Genomic DNA, 18327 nt, shown 5'->3' with positions numbered 1-18327 from the left:
GCACCGCCGGGCTGTCAACCGTGCATTGACAGCCCGCCCGATACGGAAATGACCTGTCCGGTTATGAATCCGGCATCGTCCGAGGCGAGGAAACACACAATCCCGGGATAGTCCGTCGGCTGGGCGAGACGTCTCATGGGGATCGCCCGTTTAAGGCCTTCCGCAATCTTCTCTCCGGCTTCGCCCTTGGCGACTTCTGCGAATAGCGGGGTGTCTGTCGGACCGGGCGCGACCGCGTTGAGCTGAATGCCCTTGCGGGCCAATTCCCGCGCGACAGTCTTGGTAAAGGAAATGATGCCACCTTTGCAGGCCGAATAGACCGCCTCGCCCGAGGAGCCGACGCGGCCCGCATCCGAACTGATGTTCACGACGCGGCCGGACCCATTCCTTACCATGCCCGGAAGAACAGCATGATGCATATGAAGAGGGCCGTAGAGGTTGATGTCTATGATCTTCTTCCACAGATCAAGATCGGTCTCGAGGAACGGCTTGATCTCATCCCATCCGGCATTGTTAACGAGAACGTCGATCGGCCCGCCGGCCTCGAACTCGGCCACTGCGGCGTCCACTGCCTTGCGGTCGGTGATGTCGACGGTGTAAGCACGAGCCTTGCCGCCTGCATCTTCGATCGTTCCGACGGTTTGCCGGGCACCTTCTTCATTGAGGTCGAAAACCGCAACCTCGGCTCCTTCCTCGGCGAAGCGGGTGCAGATCGCCCGCCCGATTCCGCTTCCGCCACCCGTGACGATTACTCTCTTGCCTTTCAGTCCGCGCATTCCCGTTTCTCCTTTTGCCGGTGTCGCAGGCACCGTGGAATGACCGCGCATTCTAACGCTTGTTCGAATTACCTCAACTGATAAACTGATGTCCAGCGTCGAAAGAGAGATCCATGGAAGAAATCCTCCCCCATAGCCCCGGCGACGAGCCATACGGGAAATCGGTGCAGACGCGTCGCGCGATCCTCCTGGCGGCGGCGAAGCTATTTAGCAAAGAGGGATACAACGCGACCACCATGCGGCGGATCGCCGAGGCGGCGAACCTGGAAGCCGGTAGCATCTACTATCATTTCGGCTCGAAGGATCAGATCCTGGACGAGGTCCTCGATATTGGGGTTAGACAACTCTACGAGCAAATTCGGGGGATCGTCGAACGGTCGGCGGCGGAAGGTGACCCATTCCGGAAAACGTTCGCGCAGCTTGTCGACACTCACCTTTGTTTCCTTTTGAAAGAAAGTGATTTCACTTCGGCGAATATCAGGAACTTCCCTATGCTGTCGGACAAGCGCCGCAGAGCGCATCGTCCCTTGCGAGAGGCCTATGCGCAGCTCTGGCGATCATTTTTGCAGCACCATCAGGACGATCTGCGTGGTGACATCTCGGTCACCCTGGTCAGCCAGTTCATCCTCGGAGCTATGAACTGGACAGCGGAATGGTACGACAGCGAACGTTATCCGGTCAGTCTGCTATCGGAACGCTTGTCGAAACTGCTGCTCGACGGCATGTGCACCAAACGTGGCGGAACGGTCAGAAAATCGGTCGAATCTCTTGACCTAACAGATGGACTCGAACCAGCGGGGAAGGCCGAACGAACCCGCCATCAAATCCTTCGCACGGCCGCGCGAATCTTGCGAGAGAGCGGCTACAAGGCCGCTACAATACGACGTGTCGCATCGGAAGCGGGCCTTGAGGCAGGCAGCGTCTACTACCATTTCGGCTCGAAGGAGGAAATTCTCGATGAGGTGCTCGACCTGGGCCTGCGTGATCTCTTGAACGGCGTCAGCCATGCCGCCGCCATATGGCCGAACAAGGAAGATCATAGAAACCGGATCGCGACGGCAATCGCGACGCACATGGCATATTTGTTCCGTGTCAGCGAGTTTACCTCCGCCAACATCCGCATCTATGGGATGCTGCCGGAAGGGATCCGCTCGCGCCATCGGCCTGTTCGACACCAATACGCGAAGGTCTGGGATCGGCTGTTGCGCGAGGCGCAGACGGCCGGAGCCTTGCGCTCCGACATCAAGGTGGTTCCGCTACGGCAGGCCATGCTGGGCGCGCTGAATTGGACGGTCGAATGGTTCGATCCCGGCAAGGGCGACCAACGCGGATACTATACGCTTTCAGCTTTCACGGATCTGCTCATCAAAATGCTGCTGGACGGTATTTCGCCCAACGGCTCAGCCCCGAAGATCACATAATCGGGGCGCGAAGAATAGCATGCCTCAGACCAATAGAAAATGATACAACCCTTCGGCCACCGGCCGGGAGGCGTCATCCTGCCAACAGGCCGTCCGCACGCTTGCCATGCGCTTGCCCTTCCGCGTCACTGTGGCTTCGGCCATCAGGGCCCCTTTGACCGCCGGGCGCAAGTAGTCAACCGTCAGATTGATCGGCTTGGGTGGCTGCAGATCGGGACCATGGCTTACGCTGATCGCGGCGACCGCCTCCATGAAGCTCGCGATGATTCCGCCATGGTAGTATTCCATGATCGGATTTCCGATCAGTCGTTCGGCGAACGGCATCGTCGCGGCCGCATGCGTTTCAGCAAGCTCGGTGATCATGAAGTCGAGAAACTGGAAGAACGGTACTTTCCTGAGCTGCTGAGTTGCGAGATCCGGCGTCATTTGGAGGACCTGCTTTGCGTCATTGCATCGAAAATGCTGACCTCGCCCCGTGTGAGCGCAAAACTGGCGGCGCCACGGGCCACTTCGGCCTGATCCGGCTCATCGAACCAGATCCTGCCCGAATTGAACGCGATATGCCGGGTCTGCCGAATGCATTCTGCGCGCACCATGACGTCGGCCCGCGATTTCGCCGGGCGCAGATAGTCGACGCGGAGGTCGAGTGTCGCCATGCTGCTGATCCCGTCGATCGCCACGAAATTCGCTAGTCCGAACACGCTGTCCAGAAGGGCCGTTAACACCCCGCCATGCAGCAGGGTTTTGACCTCGTCGGCGCAGAAAGAGGGGTTGAACGGCATCCTAACCAGAACGCCATCAATCGCCACCTTTTCAATCTTCAGGTTCATCTCGGTAATCAGACCACGTCCGCGATGGTTCCACATCCTGGCGATCTGATCTAGTTTCTTCTGGTCCGGATGGGTCAACTGTAAGGCCGATCTGTCAGTCGCCAAAGAATGCAGGTTTTCGTTTCTCGAGGAACGCGGCAAGAGCTTCGTGGTGGTCCTTGGTCTGGTGCATCAGTGCCTGGTACGCGGCGGCGGTATTCAGGAAATCCGGCAGGTCCATGCGTTCGGCATTGCGCATCAGCCGCTTGGCGACGCGCAGTGCGCGGGGCGGCTTGGCCGCAATTACGGCCGCTCGCTCCCGCGCCCGCGCCATGAGATCGCCATGCGGCACCACCTCAAGCACCATTCCTAGCTCCACCGCCTCCTCGGCCCCGACCATCCGTCCAGTGAATGTCAGTTCGGCCGCTTTCTGGTGACCGAGCCGCCGCAGTAGGAACCAGGTACCTGCGTCGCCAGGAATGATTCCGAGGTTCAAGAACACCTCGCCGAATTTTGCCTTCTCCGATGCGATGCGCATGTCGCACATCATCGTCAGGTCGCAGCCCGCGCCCACGGCCGGGCCGTTGACAGCCGCGATCGTAGGTATGTCGAGATTGTAGAGCGCGAGCGGTATCCGCTGAATGCCGGTGATGTAGCTGTCCGCCGCGGCCAGCGGATTCTTGCGGAACACGCTTTCGGGGTCCGACATTTCCTTGATATCGCCGCCGGCGCAGAAGGCCGGGTCTGCGCCGGTCAGGATCATGACACTCACCCCGGGATCGCGCTGCGCCTGGTCGAACGCGTCGAGCAGCCCCGCGATCATCTCATTGCCGGTGACGGGATTGCGCCTGTCGGGGTCGTTGAGCGTCACCGTTGCGATGCGATCGGCAATCTCGAGCAGGACGACGGATTCACTCATTCTTTCCGTCCCCCGCTGACGCTCCTGGAACATGTCACGATGGATCATGTCGCGGGCGTCGTGGCCCATGTGCAGGGTTTCTCCCCGTCCACATACACATCCTCGCCGGTAATGAAGGAACCGAGCCTGGAGGCAAGAAAAATGATCGTCCCCGCGACGTCTTCCGCCGCCCCCATGCGGTTAAGAACTGACCGGTTTAGCTCGTGCCATTTTTCCGGCGATATCGGGTAGCGGCCGAGCGCCTCTGTCTTGATCGTACCGGGAGCTACGCAGTTCAGGCGGATGCGGTATTCACCCCATTCGGCGGCAAGCGTCTTCATCAAGCCTGTGACGCCTGCGCGCGCGGCAACGGTATGGGCGAAGCCCGTCAGTGCGGTGCGGGTCGAGATCGCGGTTACGAATACGATCGAGCCGCCGTTCTCGAACATGAAGTGGTCGGCGGCGGCGCGCGTCATCTGCCACGAGCCGATCAGATTGTTGCGGATAACCGCCTCGAACCCTTTGTTGGTGATGTCGCGGGCGGCGGCGATATACTGGCCGCCGGCATTGTTCACAAGCACGTCGAGCCGACCGTAGTGATCTTTGATCTTCAGCATTGCCGACTCGACGCTCTTCTCGTCGCGAGTGTCGCCCGGCACGACGAAGGCTTCGCCCCCATCGCGCGGATCATCTCGGCGGTTTCCCGAAGCGGCTCCTCGCGACGGGCGAATAGCGCCAGTCTGGCCCCGCAGGAAGCCATTTCGAGCGCTGTGGCGCGGCCCATGCCGGAGCCCGAGCCGGTCACGAGAGCCACCTGACCTGCCATGAGGTCGGGGGCGTAACGGCTCTGCACTTGTTTTTCTGCCATGTACCAGGCCTCAGTTCTTCAGAAGTTCGCCGGAGATGATGAGTTTGCGCACCTCCTGCGTACCCGCACCCACCTCGAGTACCCGGCCCGTCCGATAGAGGCGGTTGACCTCGGTGTCGCGCATGTAGCCCGATCCGCCGTGAATCTGCACCGCGCGATCCAGCACGAAGGAGGTCGCCGCCGCGGCCTTGAAAATAGCCGCGGCCGTCAGCTTGTGGATCTCGCCGCGCCCCCTTCGCCTTCTTCCAGACCCTCGCACATGGCGGCGGTGCGCAGCGACAGGCTTCGCGCGGCCTCGATCGCGGTATACATCTCGGCCAGCATGGCCTGCACCATCTGGAAATTGGCGATCGGCTTGCCGAACTGCTGGCGCGTCTTGGCATAGTCGATCGATATCTCCAATGCCCGGCGCGCGATGCCCACCGCATTGAAGCAGACGATGGCGCGTTCAAGATCGAGCCCCGACATGGTCACTGCCACACCGCCGTCCAGCTTGCCCACCATGTTTGCCGCCGGCACCCGGCAATCCTCGAACACCAACTCGCCTGTGGGCGAGCCGCGAACCCCATCTTGTTGAGCTTCTGCGCCACCTTGAAGCCCGGTGTGTCGGTCTCGACGATGAAGGCGGAAATTCCCTTGGCGCCCTTCTCGGGCGAGGTCTTGGCATAGACCAGCACGATATCGGCGATCGGGCCGTTGGTGATATAGATCTTGGAGCCGTTGAGCACGTAGTGGTCGCCGTCCTTCCGGGCGGTCGTCCGCATCGAACCGAGCGCATCCGATCCCGCGCCCGGCTCCGTCAGGCCCAGCGCGCCGATCAGCGAGCCGTCGCAGAGGCCCGGCAGATACTTCCGCCGCAGATCGTCATTGGCGTTACGGTAGATGTTGTTGACGCAAAGATTGTCATGGGCCGCGTGGCTCAGCCCGATCGCCGCCGAGGCGCGCGACAATTCCTCGGTGATGATGCAGGCCGAGGTGAAATCGAGCCCCGCACCGCCGAATTCAGGCGCCACGTTGAGGCCCAGATAGCCCATCTCGCCCAGCTTGGGAAAGATGGAGGGCGACAGGTCGTCGGTGTCGTCCATTTCGGCGTTCAGGTGATGAAACTCGGAAAAGAAGAACTTGCTGGCCTGATCGGCCAGCGCCTGCTGCTCTTCTGTCAGGTAATGGGTCGGCAGGTCGGGGACGTTACGCAATCGCTCGTTCATAGCTGGTGTCCTCGCTCAGGCGCGCAGCAGTTCTTCGGCAATGATAATTTTTCGCACCTCGCTGGTGCCTGCACCGATTTCCAGCAGCTTGTTGGCGCGGTAGAGCCGGTTGATCTCGGTATCCTGCATGTAGCCCGAGCCGCCATGGATATGGCACGCTTCGGTCACGGCCTTGTTGAAAGCTTCGCCAGCGTAAAGGCAGGCGGCGGCGGTGAGCTTATGGATTTCGCCGCGTCCACCGGCGCCCTTGGGCAGGCCGACGCAAGCCGCGAGCGCGCGATAGCCGAAGGCGCGTGCGGTTTCGACCTCGACATAGATTTCCGCGAGCTTCGACTGCACCATCTGAAAGCTGGCGATCGGCTTGCCGAACTGTTCGCGGATCCTGGCGTAGTCGAGCGCCAGCTCCAGAGCCCTTTCGGCCATCCCCACGCAAACCGAAGCGACCATCGCCCGCTCCAGGTCGAGCCCGCTCATCACCACCGAAACGCCGCTGTTCTCGGCCCCGATCATGGCCGAGGCGGGCACGCGGCAGTCCTCGAACACCAGTTCGCCCGTGGGCGAGCCACGGAAGCCCATCTTGTCGAGCTTCTGCGCCACCTTGAAGCCCGGATTGTCGGTCTCCACGATGAAAGCCGAGATGCCCTTGGCGCCCTTCGCCTTATCGGTTTTTGTGTAAACCAGGATGACATCCGCGATCGGGCCGTTGGTAATGTAGATCTTGGAGCCGTTGATCACATAATCATTGCCATCGCGCACGGCGCTGGTGGCCATCGAGCCCAGCGCGTCCGAGCCCGCGCCGGGCTCGGTCAGCCCAAGTGCGCCGACCAGCTCGCCCGAGCACAGGCCGGGAACGTATTTCCGCACCTGCTCATCCGAGCCGTTCCTGAGGATGTTGTTGAGGCACAGATTGTCGTGCGCGCCGTGCGAAAGGCCGACTGCCGGGTTCCATTTCGAGATGGTCTCTGAGACCAGGGCCTGGGTAAATTCGTTCTGGCCGCTGCCGCCCAGCTCCTCGGGCGCGGTAATGCCCAGCAGCCCGAGCTCGCCCATCTGCCGAAACAAATCCTCGGGCCACCATTCTTCCGCATCCATCTTCTCTTGCAATGGATGAAGAATCTCGCGCGCAACCCGATCCACGTGATCCACGATCTGCCGTTGTTCGGGCGTCAGCGAATAGTTGGCCTTTATGGCCGCGAGCGCGGCCATGCCTGGCCCGGCCTGGACGTTCATCTTTGATCCTCCCGATGGCTGCGCAACTTGCCTATTGATCAAAATCAAACATATGTTAGAAAACGTTTCAAGTGGTGTCGAGCTGCGTGTGTCTTTTTTTTGGGCATGCGCTTGGGAGGAAAGACGGAAGCTTGCCATCGGCGTCCACCCGAATGGACCGGGCGACAGGGAGGTTGCGATGACTGGGCGAACTGTGCGCATCGGCTGCGCCTCGGGGTTCTGGGGCGACACGCCCGAGGCGGTTGGCCAACTGGTGACGAAGGGCGACATCGATTATCTGGTCTTCGACTATCTTGCCGAGATCACGATGTCGCTGCTTGCGCGGGCGCGGACGAAGTCGCCGGAAGCGGGTTATGCGCCGGACTTTGTCCAGGCAGTTGCGCCTTTATTGCCAGAGCTCAAGCGCAAGGGGATCAAGGTTGTCGCGAATGCCGGCGGGGTCAATCCGCGCGGCTGCCGCGAGGCGCTGGCCAAGGCGGCGGCGGCGGCGGGCATCGACATTTCGATCGGCGTCGTGCTGGGTGATGATCTGCTGGGCCGCGCGGACGAGATCCGCGCCCGCGACGTGACCGAGATGTTTTCGGGCGCGCCTTTCCCGGCCAAGCCGATGAGCATGAACGCCTATCTCGGCGCGCGGCCGATTGCGGCCGCCCTCGATGCGGGTGCCGAGATCGTGGTGACCGGCCGCTGCGCTGACAGTGCTGTGGCGCTTGGGCCGCTGATGCATGAGTTCGGCTGGAAAGACGACGATTGGGACAAGCTCAGCCAAGGCTCGCTGGCCGGCCACCTGATCGAATGCGGCCCGCAGGGCACGGGCGGCAATTTCACCGATTGGCGGGAGGTGCCGGGCTGGGACGATATGGGCATGCCGATTGTCGAAGTGTCGGAAGACGGCAGCTTCATCATGACCAAGACGCCGGATACCGGCGGGCTGGTGGTGCCGGCCTCGGTCGGCGAGCAGATGCTCTACGAGATCGGCGATCCGCAGCGCTACGTCCTGCCCGATGTGATCTGCGACTGGTCGCAGGTGACACTGGAGCAGGTGGGGCCCGACCGGGTGACGGTGAAGGGCGCGCGGGGGCTGGGACGCACCGACAGCTACAAGGTGTCGGCCACCCATGCCGACGGCTGGCGGGCGATCACCACGCTGACGCTGGCCGCGATCGACGCGCCTGCCAAGGCCGAACGTGTTGCCGAGGCCATTCTGACCCGCTGCCGCCGCATTTTCCGCGACCGCAACCTCGGTGATTTCCGGCAGGTCAGCGTGGAGGTGCTGGGCGCCGAGGCCGCCTATGGCGCCAACGCCCGCGCCCGCACGCGCGAGGTGGTGCTGAAGATCGGCGTGACCCATGATGACCGCGATGCGTTGAACATCTTCGCCGGAGAGATCGCGCCGATGGCGGTCTCCTCTGCGCAGGGGCTGACCGGTTTCTTCGCCGGTCGGCCAAAGGTGCAGCCGGTGGTCCGTCTCTTCTCCTTCTTGCAGGACAAGGCCGACACCCCGATCGCGGTCGAGGTCGACGGCAAAGACGTGCCCGTCACCATTGCAGCCGAGGCGGTGCGACTTGATGCTTCCTCCGCGGCGGCGGTGGAAGGCCGCGAGGCCGGTCCCCGCGCGGTGATGGTGCGCCTGGTCGAACTCGCCTGGGGCCGCTCAGGCGACAAGGGCAACATCGCCAATATCGGCGTGATCGCGCGCAAGCCGGGGTATTTGCCCTATATCCGCTCGGCGCTGACCGAAGAGACCGTGAAGGACTACTTTGCGCATCTCTGCAACGGACCGGTCGAGCGGTTCGAACTGCCCGGCATTCATGCACTGAACTTCCTGCTGCACGACTCGCTGGGCGGCGGCGGCATCGCATCGGTCAGGATCGACCCGCAGGGCAAGGGCTTCGCACAGATGCTCCTCGATATCCAAATACCTGTGCCGGCCGATCTGGCCGCGCGCGACGGGCTGAACGCCTCGAACCCCAGCTGAGATAACAAGCCCATGACCATTTCAAAACTTCTGGTCGCCAATCGCGGCGAGATCGCGGCGCGCGTCCTGCGCACCGCCAAGGCACGCGGCCTCGAGACCGCCGTGCTGCGCCATGCATCCGAGCAGGAGGGGCCAGCCCATGTCATCGCGGATGAGGTTGTGACCATCGATGGGCCCACGCCCGTGGCCGCCTATCTCGACATCCCGCAGATTGTCGAGGTTGCAAAACGGATCGGCGCGGACGCGGTGCATCCCGGCTACGGTTTTCTGTCGGAAAACGCGGGCTTCGTGGCCGCGCTGGAAAAAGCGGGAGTGACCTTCGTCGGCCCGACCTCCGATGTCATCGACCTGATGGGCGACAAGGTACGCGCACGGGCCTTTGTGGAAGAGCGCGGATTTCCCGTCGCCCCGTCGGCCATTGAGGATGACGGCCCCGCGACCTTTATCGAACGCGCCCGTGCCGTGGGCTATCCACTGCTGATCAAGCCTTCGGCAGGCGGCGGCGGAAAAGGAATGCGCGTGGTGCGCGCGGATGCCGCGCTGGAGGCGGAGATCGAGGCCGCACGGCGCGAGGGCAAGCGCTATTTCGGAGATGGCCGGCTGTTTGTCGAACGGTATATCGAACGCCCGCGCCATATCGAGGTTCAGGTGATGGGGGACGGGAAGGGCAATGTGGTCCACTTCTGGGAGCGCGAATGCTCGATCCAGCGCCGATTCCAGAAGATCATAGAGGAAACGCCGTCTCCGGCGCTTTCGCCCGAACAACGCCTGGACATCTGCGAAACCGCCGCCGGGATTGCCCGCGCCGTCAACTACCGCGGTGCCGGGACGGTCGAGTTCATCTGCGCTCAGGACGGTACCTTCTATTTCCTGGAAATGAACACCCGCCTTCAGGTCGAACATCCCGTGACCGAGATGGTGACGGGCTTCGACCTGGTGGCCGAGCAGCTACGCATTGCGACGGGAGAGGGGCTGAGCGCCGCCCAAGCCGACATTCCGCAGACGGGCCACTCGATCGAGCTGCGCATCTGCGCCGAGGATGCAACGGCCGATTTCCGCCCCTCGATCGGGAATATCCTGCTGCTGGACGAACCACGGGGCGAGGGGGTTCGTGTGGACAGCGGCATCCTGGACGGCGGTAAGGTGACGACCGATTTCGACCCGATGCTGTCCAAGCTGATCGTGCATGGATCGGATCGTGCGCAGGCCATCGCCCGTGCGCGTCACGCGGTGCAAAACTACGTGATCCTCGGTGTAACGACCAACACCGGCTATCTGGATGCGATCCTGGCCCATCCCGATTTCGCGTCGGGCGACGTCTCGACCGGTTTCCTGGCCGAGCAGGCGGATGCATTGACCGCGCCGGGCGAGAATGTGGACGACCTGCTGATGGCGGTTGCCGCCCTGTCGGACGAAAGGCTGGTGGCCGAAGTGATGCAGATATCAGATATGCACCGCAAGATGGGTGGTTGGAGAAACTGATGCGGAGGATATTTCAGATCGGCGGCGAAGAGACCGAATGCTGGCTCGCCCATGACGGCAGCCGGTTTGTACTGAATACCCCCGAGGGCGTGCTGCCCTGCCGATTGGACCCGACGACTTCGCCGGGCGGTTTTGTCTTGCGGGCGAGGGGCCTTGTCCGCGACGTCCGTCTAGCCGCTGGCCCCGAGTCGACATTTGTGCACATGGACGGTCGTACCTACGAAGTCGGGCGTGCCGATCCCGCCGAGCGTCTTGCCGGAAGCGATGGCGGCGCGAGCGACGATCGGATTGTGGCGCCGATGCCGGGGTCGTCGTCTCGGTGGCGGTCAAACCGGGAGACATCGTTGCCGCGGGCCAGCCGCTTCTGGTCATCGAAAGCATGAAGCTTGAAACCACCCTTGCCGCCCCGCGCGACGGTGTGGTTGCCGAAATCCCGTTTGCCGCGGGCGACAGTTTCGGGCTGAAGGACGTCCTTGCCCAGTTGGCTCCGGAGGAGGACTGACCATGCGCCGGATCGAAAGCCAGATCGACACGAACGCCCCCGACTACAAGGCAAACTTCGCCGCCATGTCCGCACGGCTGAAGGAGTTTCACACCCGCCAGCACGCGGCGCGTTTCGAGCGGCCCCAACGGGACAACGACCGCCTGGCACGCCAGAACAAACTGGGCGTGCGTGAGCGGCTGAAGCTGCTGCTGGACCCCGGCACGCCGTTCCTGGAGTTTTCCACCCTCGCCGCATGTCGCGAATATGACGGGGCGGTGCCCGGTGCCGCCGTGGTGACGGGCATCGGTATCGTACAAGGGCGCGAAGTCGCCATTCATGCCAACGATGCCAGCGTCAAGGGCGGGGCCTGGTATCCGCTGACCGTGAAGAAGATCGTGCGGCTTCTGGATGTCGCGCTGGAGAACCGCCTGCCGGTCATCCACATCTGCGACAGCGCCGGCGGCTTCCTGCCGCTCCAACACGGCGTGTTCCCGGACAGGTATCTGGGCGGTCGGGTGTTTCGCAACCAGGTCAAGCTGAGCCAGGCCAACATCCCCCAGATCGCAGTGGTCGGGGGCATTGCACCGCAGGCGGCGCCTATGTGCCAACGCTGAGCGATTACAACATCATCATCGAGGGCACAGGCGCCATCTTTCTGGGCGGTCCGCCGCTGGTCAAGGCAGCCACCGGCGAAGTAGTCGGCGTTCAGGAACTTGGCGGGGCAGTCATGCACACCTCGGTCTCGGGCACGGGCGATTATCGCGCTGCAACCGAACAGCACGCCTTTTCTCTGGCACGCGAGATTGTCAGCCAGTGGAAGCGGATGCCCAAGACGATCATCGAGACCGCGCCTTGCGAAGAGCCGTACTACGATCCGAAGGAGCTCTATGGGATCATCCCCAAGGATCGGAAAACCCAGTTCGACATGCGCGAGGTGCTGGCGCGGATCGTGGACGGCTCACGCTTTCACGAATACCAGCCCGATTACGGCACCACGCTTGTCTGCGGCTTTGCCCATATCTGGGGCTACAAGGTGGGAATCCTGGCCAACAACGGGGTGTTGTTCAACGACAGCTCGCTTAAGGCTGCGCATTTCATGCAACTTTGCAACCAGAACCGCACGCCGCTGGTCTTCTTCCAGAACATCACCGGCTACATGGTGGGCCGCGAGTACGAAGAGCGCGGTATCGCCAAGGACGGCGCCAAGATGCTCATGGCGCAGGGCGGCTCGGTCGTGCCGAAATTCACAGTGATCGCCAATGCCTCGTACGGGGCGGGTAATTACGGCATGTGCGGGCGGGCCTGGGATGCGCGTACGCTGTTCATGTGGCCGCAGGCCGAAATCGGCGTGATGGGTGCCGACCAGGCCGCCAACACTATGGCCGACGTCAAGATCCGGCAGCTTCAACGCGAAGGCAAAGAACTGACCGACGAGGAGATCGCCGCGATCCGAGAACCGGTGCTGGAGCGCTACAAGCGCGACGTGGAGGCCTATACCTCGACCTCTGAGATTTGGGATGACGGCATCCTCGATCCCGTCGACACCAGAAATGCTTTGGCGATGTCGATCTCTGCCGCACTTAATGCTCCGATTGACGATCCGCACTACGGGATATTCCGCCTGTGACACGATAGCCGGTGCGATGAAAACCCATCTCGCTCAAATATGCACGCCTGTGGGATGGAACAGCCACCTTCATAAGCGGCCACGCACGAAAATAATCCGATCGGACAGCTGGTTTGTTCCGCCGCTTCAGGATCTGCCAGTACCGCTGCACATTGATTGGTGTCGGGTTGGGAACATCAGCGTAAGATTGATACATCCTCGGGTTCGACGAGCATCTCGATCCTGCGCGCGACGCCGGCGTCCGCCGAATGAGCCGCATCAAAGGATGCCAGCTCGACCCTTAGGGGCCAACCAACTGCGCCTCTCGCTTGCCTCCTTTACCCATGTCCTGATCTGTGCCCTACGCCGCCTCGGCCTTGCCCAGACGCCGCTGGCCCGGGCCACCGAACCATCCTCCTGGAACTCCTAAAGACCGGCGCACAGGTTCGCGTCTCGGAGCCCGCATCAAGGTGGCGATGGCGTCAGCTTGCCCCCTATGCCGACGTATTTGCCCTGGCGCATGCCCGAATACGCACCGCGCCCCCACTGACGTCTCCGGACTCCGGACCTGAACCTTTCCCGTAACCAGAACAGGAGACGTCGCCGAACAGACACCGCCGCTCAACGCGGCGCCGATGGCGCTTGTGCCCGAATGAGGCCAACCCTCCCTCGTCGTCCTGATAAAAACTATAAGGTGCCTGAACTCTCGACGCAGTGAGAGGATCGCGCTAGTGGGTCGAACTCAGCCAAGGCGAGCGCAGCGTGCGAACACACAGCCTTCCTCAGCGGCGGCAAGCATTCGGTCCGTCCGCACAAGCGGCGCAGATCCTACTGGCTACCAACACTGGCGCCGGCGACAAGGAGATCGAAAGGACCGTCGGCGCAAGCGGATCGACGATCTATCTTAGCAAGCGCCGCTCGGTTCTTTCCGTCAAAGAACGACGCTGTCGACCCGCCCGAGCTTGCCACAGGCAAAGTCATAAGACAGGCGCAGGAGTTCGAGAACCGTTTCGATCTCCACCTCGTTTCGGGGGCCGTAGACCATAACTGCGGTTGACGGGATCATGCCGGCCGCCGCCATCGGATGCGGCTCCGCCCAGCCCAGATCGACGATCTGCGGCACGGCCTCCTCCGGCAGCATCATGTGCAGGCTGCCGTCCTCCGGCGGATGGACATGGGCGAACTCATTGCCGATCATGAACGCCTTGCGGCAACCGCGGCCGTGCCCGTGTTTGAGGCACAGCGCCTCGGCGCCCGGGACAGAGATCATCGAAGGCTGGCGCGTGACAAAAGGAAAATCGAAAGCCCTGTCCTTGAACGCCCGATGGAACCGTGCATCCGGGTTCTGGCTGATCTGCGTATGCGGGGCGCAAGGCGTGGTCTTGGGCCTTGGCCCCTCGCGTGGGGGTATCTTCAGCACGACAGAGCCTCCGTAAGTGTCGTTTATCCCTGACCGATCAGAACGGCCTTCTTGGCAAGCAGAAAATCCCGCACCGACTGCCCGCCTTGGCCGGTCAGGTCTTGCACGTCGTTCGAGGTGACGTCCAGGTATCCTTCGGCGATGGCGACGTCGAAGGACGAGAAGACATCCGCTACGGAGTCTGGCATGCCCTTCTCTGTCATGGCGGCGACCAAGGCGTCCCGCGTGATCGGGACATAGGGGATCTCTTTCCCGGTGGCCTCGGACAAGATCACCGCAATTTCGGCCTGGCTGACGGCCGCGGGCCCGGTGATATCGCGGACCGAGGAACCGGTCTCGGTCAATAGGGCCGCGGCAGCCGCGCGGGCGCAATCGGCACGGGTGACATAACCCGCCTTGCCGTCACCCGCCGCAGAATAAAGGGCGCCCGCGCCGACAGCTTGTTGGCCGTTCATCAGCAAGAGATCGGCGTAAAGGCAGTTCCGCAGGATCGTATGGGAGATTCCGGTATCCTTGATTGACGCCTCGGTCTCGCGGTGGTACCTCGCAAATCCGATCGGGTTGCCCTCGTCCGGATTGGTGAGCGAGGTGTAGACGATGTGCGAAACACCTGCCTCTTTGGCGGCGGCTACGGCATTGCTGTGCGCGGCGAAGCGTTTGCCCGGGGCAAGGTCGTCCGTCGAAATGATCAGCAGCCGTCCGCCGCCGGCGAAAGCCGGCCCAAGCGTGGCCGGGTCATTGAAGTCTCCCGCCCGGATCTCGACGCCGCGCGCCCCAAGCGCCTCGAGCTTCTCCGGCGAGCGCGTGACCGCGACAAGGGGTTCGGCCCCTTCCTCAAGAAGGGCTTCGATGACCTGGCTGCCGAGATGACCGGATGCGCCGGTCACGATGAAGGGGCCCTTGATGGTGTTGGACATTTCGTGGTGTTCCTTTCCTTTTCCTGTCAACCGAACCGAAAGGCGCTTTCGACGGCACCAAGAACGTGATCATCCAGGGTTTTCCGGCCGATATCGGCGCCCGCCGCGCCGGCGATGACATGCAGCGGGATTAGGTGCTCTTCTCTGGGATGTGCATCGCGGCCGCCCGGGGCTTTGGACCAGTACGTCAGCCTGCGGTTTCGTTCCCCGGCATCCGGGCAGGTCACCGCCTCGGTCAGCCAGGCGTCGAACGTGCCGCCGACAGTGTCCCCCGTGGTCCGCCGCGCAGGCTGCGCATCATCACACCCATGTTGTGATAGGTGTTGCCGCTGCCGATGATCAGCACGCCCTCGTCGCGCAGGGGCGCCAAGGCTTGACCCAGCGCGATGTGGCGTCCGGGATCGAGATCGCTGGCAAGCGACAGTTGAACACAGGGGAAATCGGCATCGGGAAAGGCGACCTTGAGCGGCACGAACGCGCCGTGGTCAAAGCCGCGCGCGGCGTCTTTCGCCGCCGGTAGACCGGCGGCACGGATCAGATGATGAACACGGTCGGCCAGCACAGGATCACTGGGGGCGGGCCAACTCAGTTCATAGGTGTGAGGCGGGAAACCGCCATAGTCGAACAGAAGCGGCGGGGCGGGGTTGGTCTGAACGGTGAACGCACGCTCCTCCCAATGACCCGAGATCACCAAGAGCGCCTTCGGACGATCGGGCAACGTGCCGGGCAGGCTCTGCAGGGGAACTGGCGGTGCCGGTCCCATTCATCCGGCGGGTTCCAATCCATGAAAAAGCAGGGACCGCCTCCATGAGGGATGAACACCGTTGGCATGCGAGTCATATCTGATTGTCCCTCCCGGCCTGACGGAAATGCTGAAGTTCGAGGCGCAAGACTGTGCAGCCGGAGCGCCTGTCAGGCCTGTTGTCCTCTCATCACCTTGCCATGAGGCGATTTGACCGCGCGGACGCGGTTTTGTGTCAGGAAGGAAACCACAAGCGCGAACAGAGCCAAGAGAGCAGGGGGCCAGCCGGGATCGCCCGCGCTCACATGCGCCGATACCGCCAGAAGAAGGTGCCAGAACATCGTGCCATAAGCGAAGTCAGTCAGAAAAGCCGAGGGACGCCAGAGTATCACGATCGCGGCCACGATCTTCACAGCGGCAAGTGGCCAGATCAGGTAGGTCGGGTAGCCAAGCACGCTCTCGTACATCGTACATCCCCGTCACCATGTCGTTGGCCGTGACGTAGAAGATCGCCCCTCCCAGATAGACCAGGGCGACGAACCCTGTTGCAATCCAATAAGTGATACGCACCGTCCTGTCGCTCATGCCATCTTCCCGTTGCCTGCTTTGAATGTTGCCCGCTTGGTCGAGAATAGTTGAGTTACAGCGGAAATCAAAGTAAGAACGGAAAAGTAACTGCAGCAACAGGGAGTGGACACCGATGCCCAAGACGCCGCCACAGTGCCCGATGGACTCGATCCTGCGTCTGCTCATGGGGCCGTGGACGACCTACATCATCTGGGTTCTGAGTGACAAAGGGCCGCAACGATTCGGAGCGCTGAGACGCTCCGTGCCGGGGATATCGACGCGAATGCTGACCGAACGCCTGCGGATGCTCGAAGGCGCCGGGGTCATATGGCGGGAACAGGCGGAGACGATCCCGCCTGCGGTGACCTATGGCTTGACGCAGCGTGGTGACGACCTGCGAAGCGTTCTGGACTCGCTCGGAGAAATCGCGGATCGGTGGAAGGCTGAAGGGGTCTTTGAAGGGGCAATGGACCGGATGCCGCTTAAAATGGACAAATCCGGCAAGCGAGCCTTGTCTGCAAGCCCCGACGGGTGATGGGAAGCCGGGCAAGAGATCGTTCGTAAGTTAGCAATACCTCCGCTCGCTTGCCGCGATTGATCTCGGATGGGTGCCGGGGACGTCTCCCTCACCAGCGATGTTGACAGGCGTGCGTTCCAGTGTGTTAAAATCTAACAACTGGTAGAAAATGGTCCGGCGTCGGCGTTGGAACGTGGCCGATGGAAGCGGGAGAGAGACATGAACGGCAAAGCCTATGTCACCGGCGTTGGAATGGTGGCCTTTCAGAAACCGGGCAAGTCTGAAAGCTACGACGTGATGGCTGCGAAGGCGGCGCGCACGGCGCTGGAGGACGCCGGACTCGACTACGACAAGGTTCAGCAGGCCTATGCCGGCTATGTCTATGGCGACAGCACCTGCGGCCAGCGCGCGCTCTACCGGGTTGGGATGACCGGAATACCCGTCATCAACGTCAACAACAACTGCTCGACCGGCTCGACCGCGCTGTTCCTGGCGCGCCAGGCGGTCGAAAGCGGCGCGGTGGACTGTGCTCTGGCGCTGGGTTTCGAACAGATGCAACCCGGCGCCATCGGCGCGATGTTCAGCGATCGGGTCAGCCCTTTTGCAGCTTTTGACGAAGAAACCGACAACCTGGTGGGCAATGCCGGCATCCCGCTTGCGCTACGGTATTTCGGTGGTGCGGGCAAAGCGCATATGGAAGAGTTCGGCACCACACTGGAGACCTTCGCCAAGATCCGCGCCAAGGCCAGTCGGCATGCGGCCAAGAACCCGGTTGCCCTGTTCCGGCAGGAAGTGACGCCGGAAGACGTCATGGCGGCTCAGGTCGTCTGGCCCGGCGTGATGACCAAGCTGATGGCCTGCCCACCGACCTGTGGCGCGGCCGCGGCAATCATCTGTTCCAAGGAATTTGCAGATAAGCACGGTCTCGACAGCTCGGTCCGCATTGCAGCGCAGGCCATGACAACGGACGGCCGGGAAACCTTCAACGCCCATGACATGCGTGAGGTCGTCGGGTACTCGATGGCCAAGCGCGCTGCCGATCAAGTCTACGAGGCCGCCGGCATCGGCCCCGACGATGTGGACGTCGTCGAACTGCACGACTGCTTTGCCCATAACGAGCTGATCACCTACGAAGCGCTTGGCCTCTGCGGGCGCGGTGAGGCTGCGAAGTTTGTCGATGATGGCGACAACACCTATGGCGGCAAATACGTGACCAACCCGTCGGGCGGTCTGTTGTCCAAGGGCCATCCGCTTGGGGCGACCGGCCTTGCCCAATGCACCGAGCTTGTCCAGCAGTTGCGTGGTCAGGCCGAGGCGCGCCAGGTCGACGGCGCGCGCCTGGCGCTTCAGCACAATCTGGGCCTCGGCGGTGCCTGTGTGACAACACTTTATGAAAAGGCCTGA

18 protein-coding genes and 3 pseudogenes are annotated in these 18327 nt (G+C 62.3%); 8 read left to right on the top strand and 13 right to left on the bottom strand.

All coding sequences use genetic code 11. From position 1 onward, the window contains the following. Positions 1–14: 14 nt before the first annotated feature. On the bottom strand, positions 15–776 hold the full coding sequence (locus HK436_RS28415; RefSeq protein ID WP_173194957.1) for a glucose 1-dehydrogenase: 762 nt from the start codon (positions 774–776) through the stop codon (positions 15–17). A 113-nt stretch (positions 777–889) separates the two neighbouring features. On the opposite strand from HK436_RS28415, the gene HK436_RS28410 reads away from it, so the two are divergent. Further along, a complete protein-coding gene (locus HK436_RS28410; protein ID WP_173194956.1) occupies positions 890–2197 on the top strand; it encodes a TetR/AcrR family transcriptional regulator in 1308 nt (435 codons plus the stop codon). A gap of 24 nt (positions 2198–2221) precedes the next feature. Here HK436_RS28410 and HK436_RS28405 read toward each other — a convergent pair whose 3' ends face one another. The 8 genes and pseudogenes from HK436_RS28405 to HK436_RS28380 form a co-directional block, all read right to left on the bottom strand. Continuing rightward, complete coding sequence (locus HK436_RS28405; RefSeq protein WP_173194955.1) at positions 2222–2623, bottom strand: PaaI family thioesterase; 402 nt, start codon at positions 2621–2623, stop codon at positions 2222–2224. After that, the gene (locus tag HK436_RS28400; protein WP_206680633.1) at positions 2620–3105 is read right to left on the bottom strand and encodes a PaaI family thioesterase; all 486 of its coding nucleotides are present in this window, start codon (positions 3103–3105) and stop codon (positions 2620–2622) included. The genes HK436_RS28405 and HK436_RS28400 overlap by 4 nt, the downstream gene beginning before the upstream one ends. Positions 3106–3121: 16 nt before the next feature. Then, positions 3122–3925 carry an enoyl-CoA hydratase-related protein gene (locus HK436_RS28395; RefSeq protein WP_173195034.1) on the bottom strand — a complete coding sequence of 268 codons (804 nt, stop codon included), beginning with the start codon at positions 3923–3925 and terminating at the stop codon, positions 3122–3124. 44 nt (positions 3926–3969) lie between these two features. Then, positions 3970–4664: pseudogene (locus HK436_RS28390) on the bottom strand (SDR family NAD(P)-dependent oxidoreductase). A gap of 118 nt (positions 4665–4782) precedes the next feature. After that, the gene (locus HK436_RS32645) at positions 4783–4938 is read right to left on the bottom strand and encodes an acyl-CoA dehydrogenase family protein (protein ID WP_312860791.1); all 156 of its coding nucleotides are present in this window, start codon (positions 4936–4938) and stop codon (positions 4783–4785) included. Positions 4939–4979: 41 nt separating this feature from the next. Beyond that, positions 4980–5276, bottom strand: coding sequence for an acyl-CoA dehydrogenase family protein (locus HK436_RS32640; protein WP_206680629.1), 297 nt, complete (start codon positions 5274–5276; stop codon positions 4980–4982). Next, positions 5243–5980: an acyl-CoA dehydrogenase family protein gene (locus HK436_RS30770; RefSeq protein ID WP_206680628.1), complete on the bottom strand. Its 738-nt coding sequence runs from the start codon at positions 5978–5980 to the stop codon at positions 5243–5245. Before HK436_RS30770 ends, HK436_RS32640 begins: the two co-directional genes overlap by 34 nt. Before the next feature lie 15 nt (positions 5981–5995). Continuing rightward, positions 5996–7348 (bottom strand): acyl-CoA dehydrogenase family protein, encoded by a 1353-nt coding sequence (locus HK436_RS28380; protein ID WP_206680627.1) that lies wholly within the window; start codon positions 7346–7348, stop codon positions 5996–5998. A 40-nt stretch (positions 7349–7388) separates the two neighbouring features. Here HK436_RS28380 and HK436_RS28375 point away from each other — a divergent pair, with 40 nt between their 5' ends. The 5 genes and pseudogenes from HK436_RS28375 to HK436_RS32030 all read left to right on the top strand — a co-directional run. Further along, positions 7389–9188 carry an acyclic terpene utilization AtuA family protein gene (locus tag HK436_RS28375; protein WP_173194954.1) on the top strand — a complete coding sequence of 600 codons (1800 nt, stop codon included), beginning with the start codon at positions 7389–7391 and terminating at the stop codon, positions 9186–9188. Between the two features lie 12 nt (positions 9189–9200). Beyond that, positions 9201–10670 carry an acetyl-CoA carboxylase biotin carboxylase subunit gene (locus tag HK436_RS28370; RefSeq protein WP_173194953.1) on the top strand — a complete coding sequence of 490 codons (1470 nt, stop codon included), beginning with the start codon at positions 9201–9203 and terminating at the stop codon, positions 10668–10670. Between the two features lie 97 nt (positions 10671–10767). Then, positions 10768–11172 carry an acyl-CoA carboxylase biotin carboxyl carrier protein subunit gene (locus HK436_RS33890; RefSeq protein ID WP_244649529.1) on the top strand — a complete coding sequence of 135 codons (405 nt, stop codon included), beginning with the start codon at positions 10768–10770 and terminating at the stop codon, positions 11170–11172. Positions 11173–11174: 2 nt separating this feature from the next. Further along, positions 11175–12781 (top strand): annotated as a pseudogene (locus HK436_RS33885) (acyl-CoA carboxylase subunit beta). Between the two features lie 280 nt (positions 12782–13061). Beyond that, positions 13062–13345 (top strand): annotated as a pseudogene (locus HK436_RS32030) (transposase); the annotation flags it as partial. 346 nt (positions 13346–13691) lie between these two features. Here HK436_RS32030 and HK436_RS28355 read toward each other — a convergent pair. From HK436_RS28355 to HK436_RS28340, 4 genes are all read right to left on the bottom strand, one after another. Then, complete coding sequence (locus HK436_RS28355) at positions 13692–14180, bottom strand: luciferase domain-containing protein (protein WP_173194952.1); 489 nt, start codon at positions 14178–14180, stop codon at positions 13692–13694. A 23-nt stretch (positions 14181–14203) separates the two neighbouring features. Next, entirely contained in the window at positions 14204–15097 is an 894-nt protein-coding gene (locus HK436_RS28350; RefSeq protein ID WP_173194951.1) for an SDR family oxidoreductase, read from the bottom strand. Positions 15098–15332: 235 nt separating this feature from the next. Further along, positions 15333–15860 (bottom strand): DODA-type extradiol aromatic ring-opening family dioxygenase, encoded by a 528-nt coding sequence (locus HK436_RS32025; RefSeq protein WP_244649508.1) that lies wholly within the window; start codon positions 15858–15860, stop codon positions 15333–15335. Between the two features lie 149 nt (positions 15861–16009). Then, positions 16010–16306, bottom strand: coding sequence for a hypothetical protein (locus HK436_RS28340; protein WP_173194950.1), 297 nt, complete (start codon positions 16304–16306; stop codon positions 16010–16012). Between the two features lie 233 nt (positions 16307–16539). On the opposite strand from HK436_RS28340, the gene HK436_RS28335 reads away from it, so the two are divergent. Both HK436_RS28335 and HK436_RS28330 read left to right on the top strand, forming a co-directional pair. Beyond that, positions 16540–16941 (top strand): winged helix-turn-helix transcriptional regulator, encoded by a 402-nt coding sequence (locus HK436_RS28335; protein WP_206680626.1) that lies wholly within the window; start codon positions 16540–16542, stop codon positions 16939–16941. Between the two features lie 201 nt (positions 16942–17142). Further along, a complete protein-coding gene (locus HK436_RS28330; RefSeq protein ID WP_173194949.1) occupies positions 17143–18327 on the top strand; it encodes a lipid-transfer protein in 1185 nt (394 codons plus the stop codon).

The organism is Neoaquamicrobium sediminum (assembly GCF_013240295.1).
Taxonomy (GTDB): domain Bacteria; phylum Pseudomonadota; class Alphaproteobacteria; order Rhizobiales; family Rhizobiaceae; genus Aerobium; species Aerobium sediminum.
This window is presented reverse-complemented; position numbering and strand designations above follow the sequence as displayed.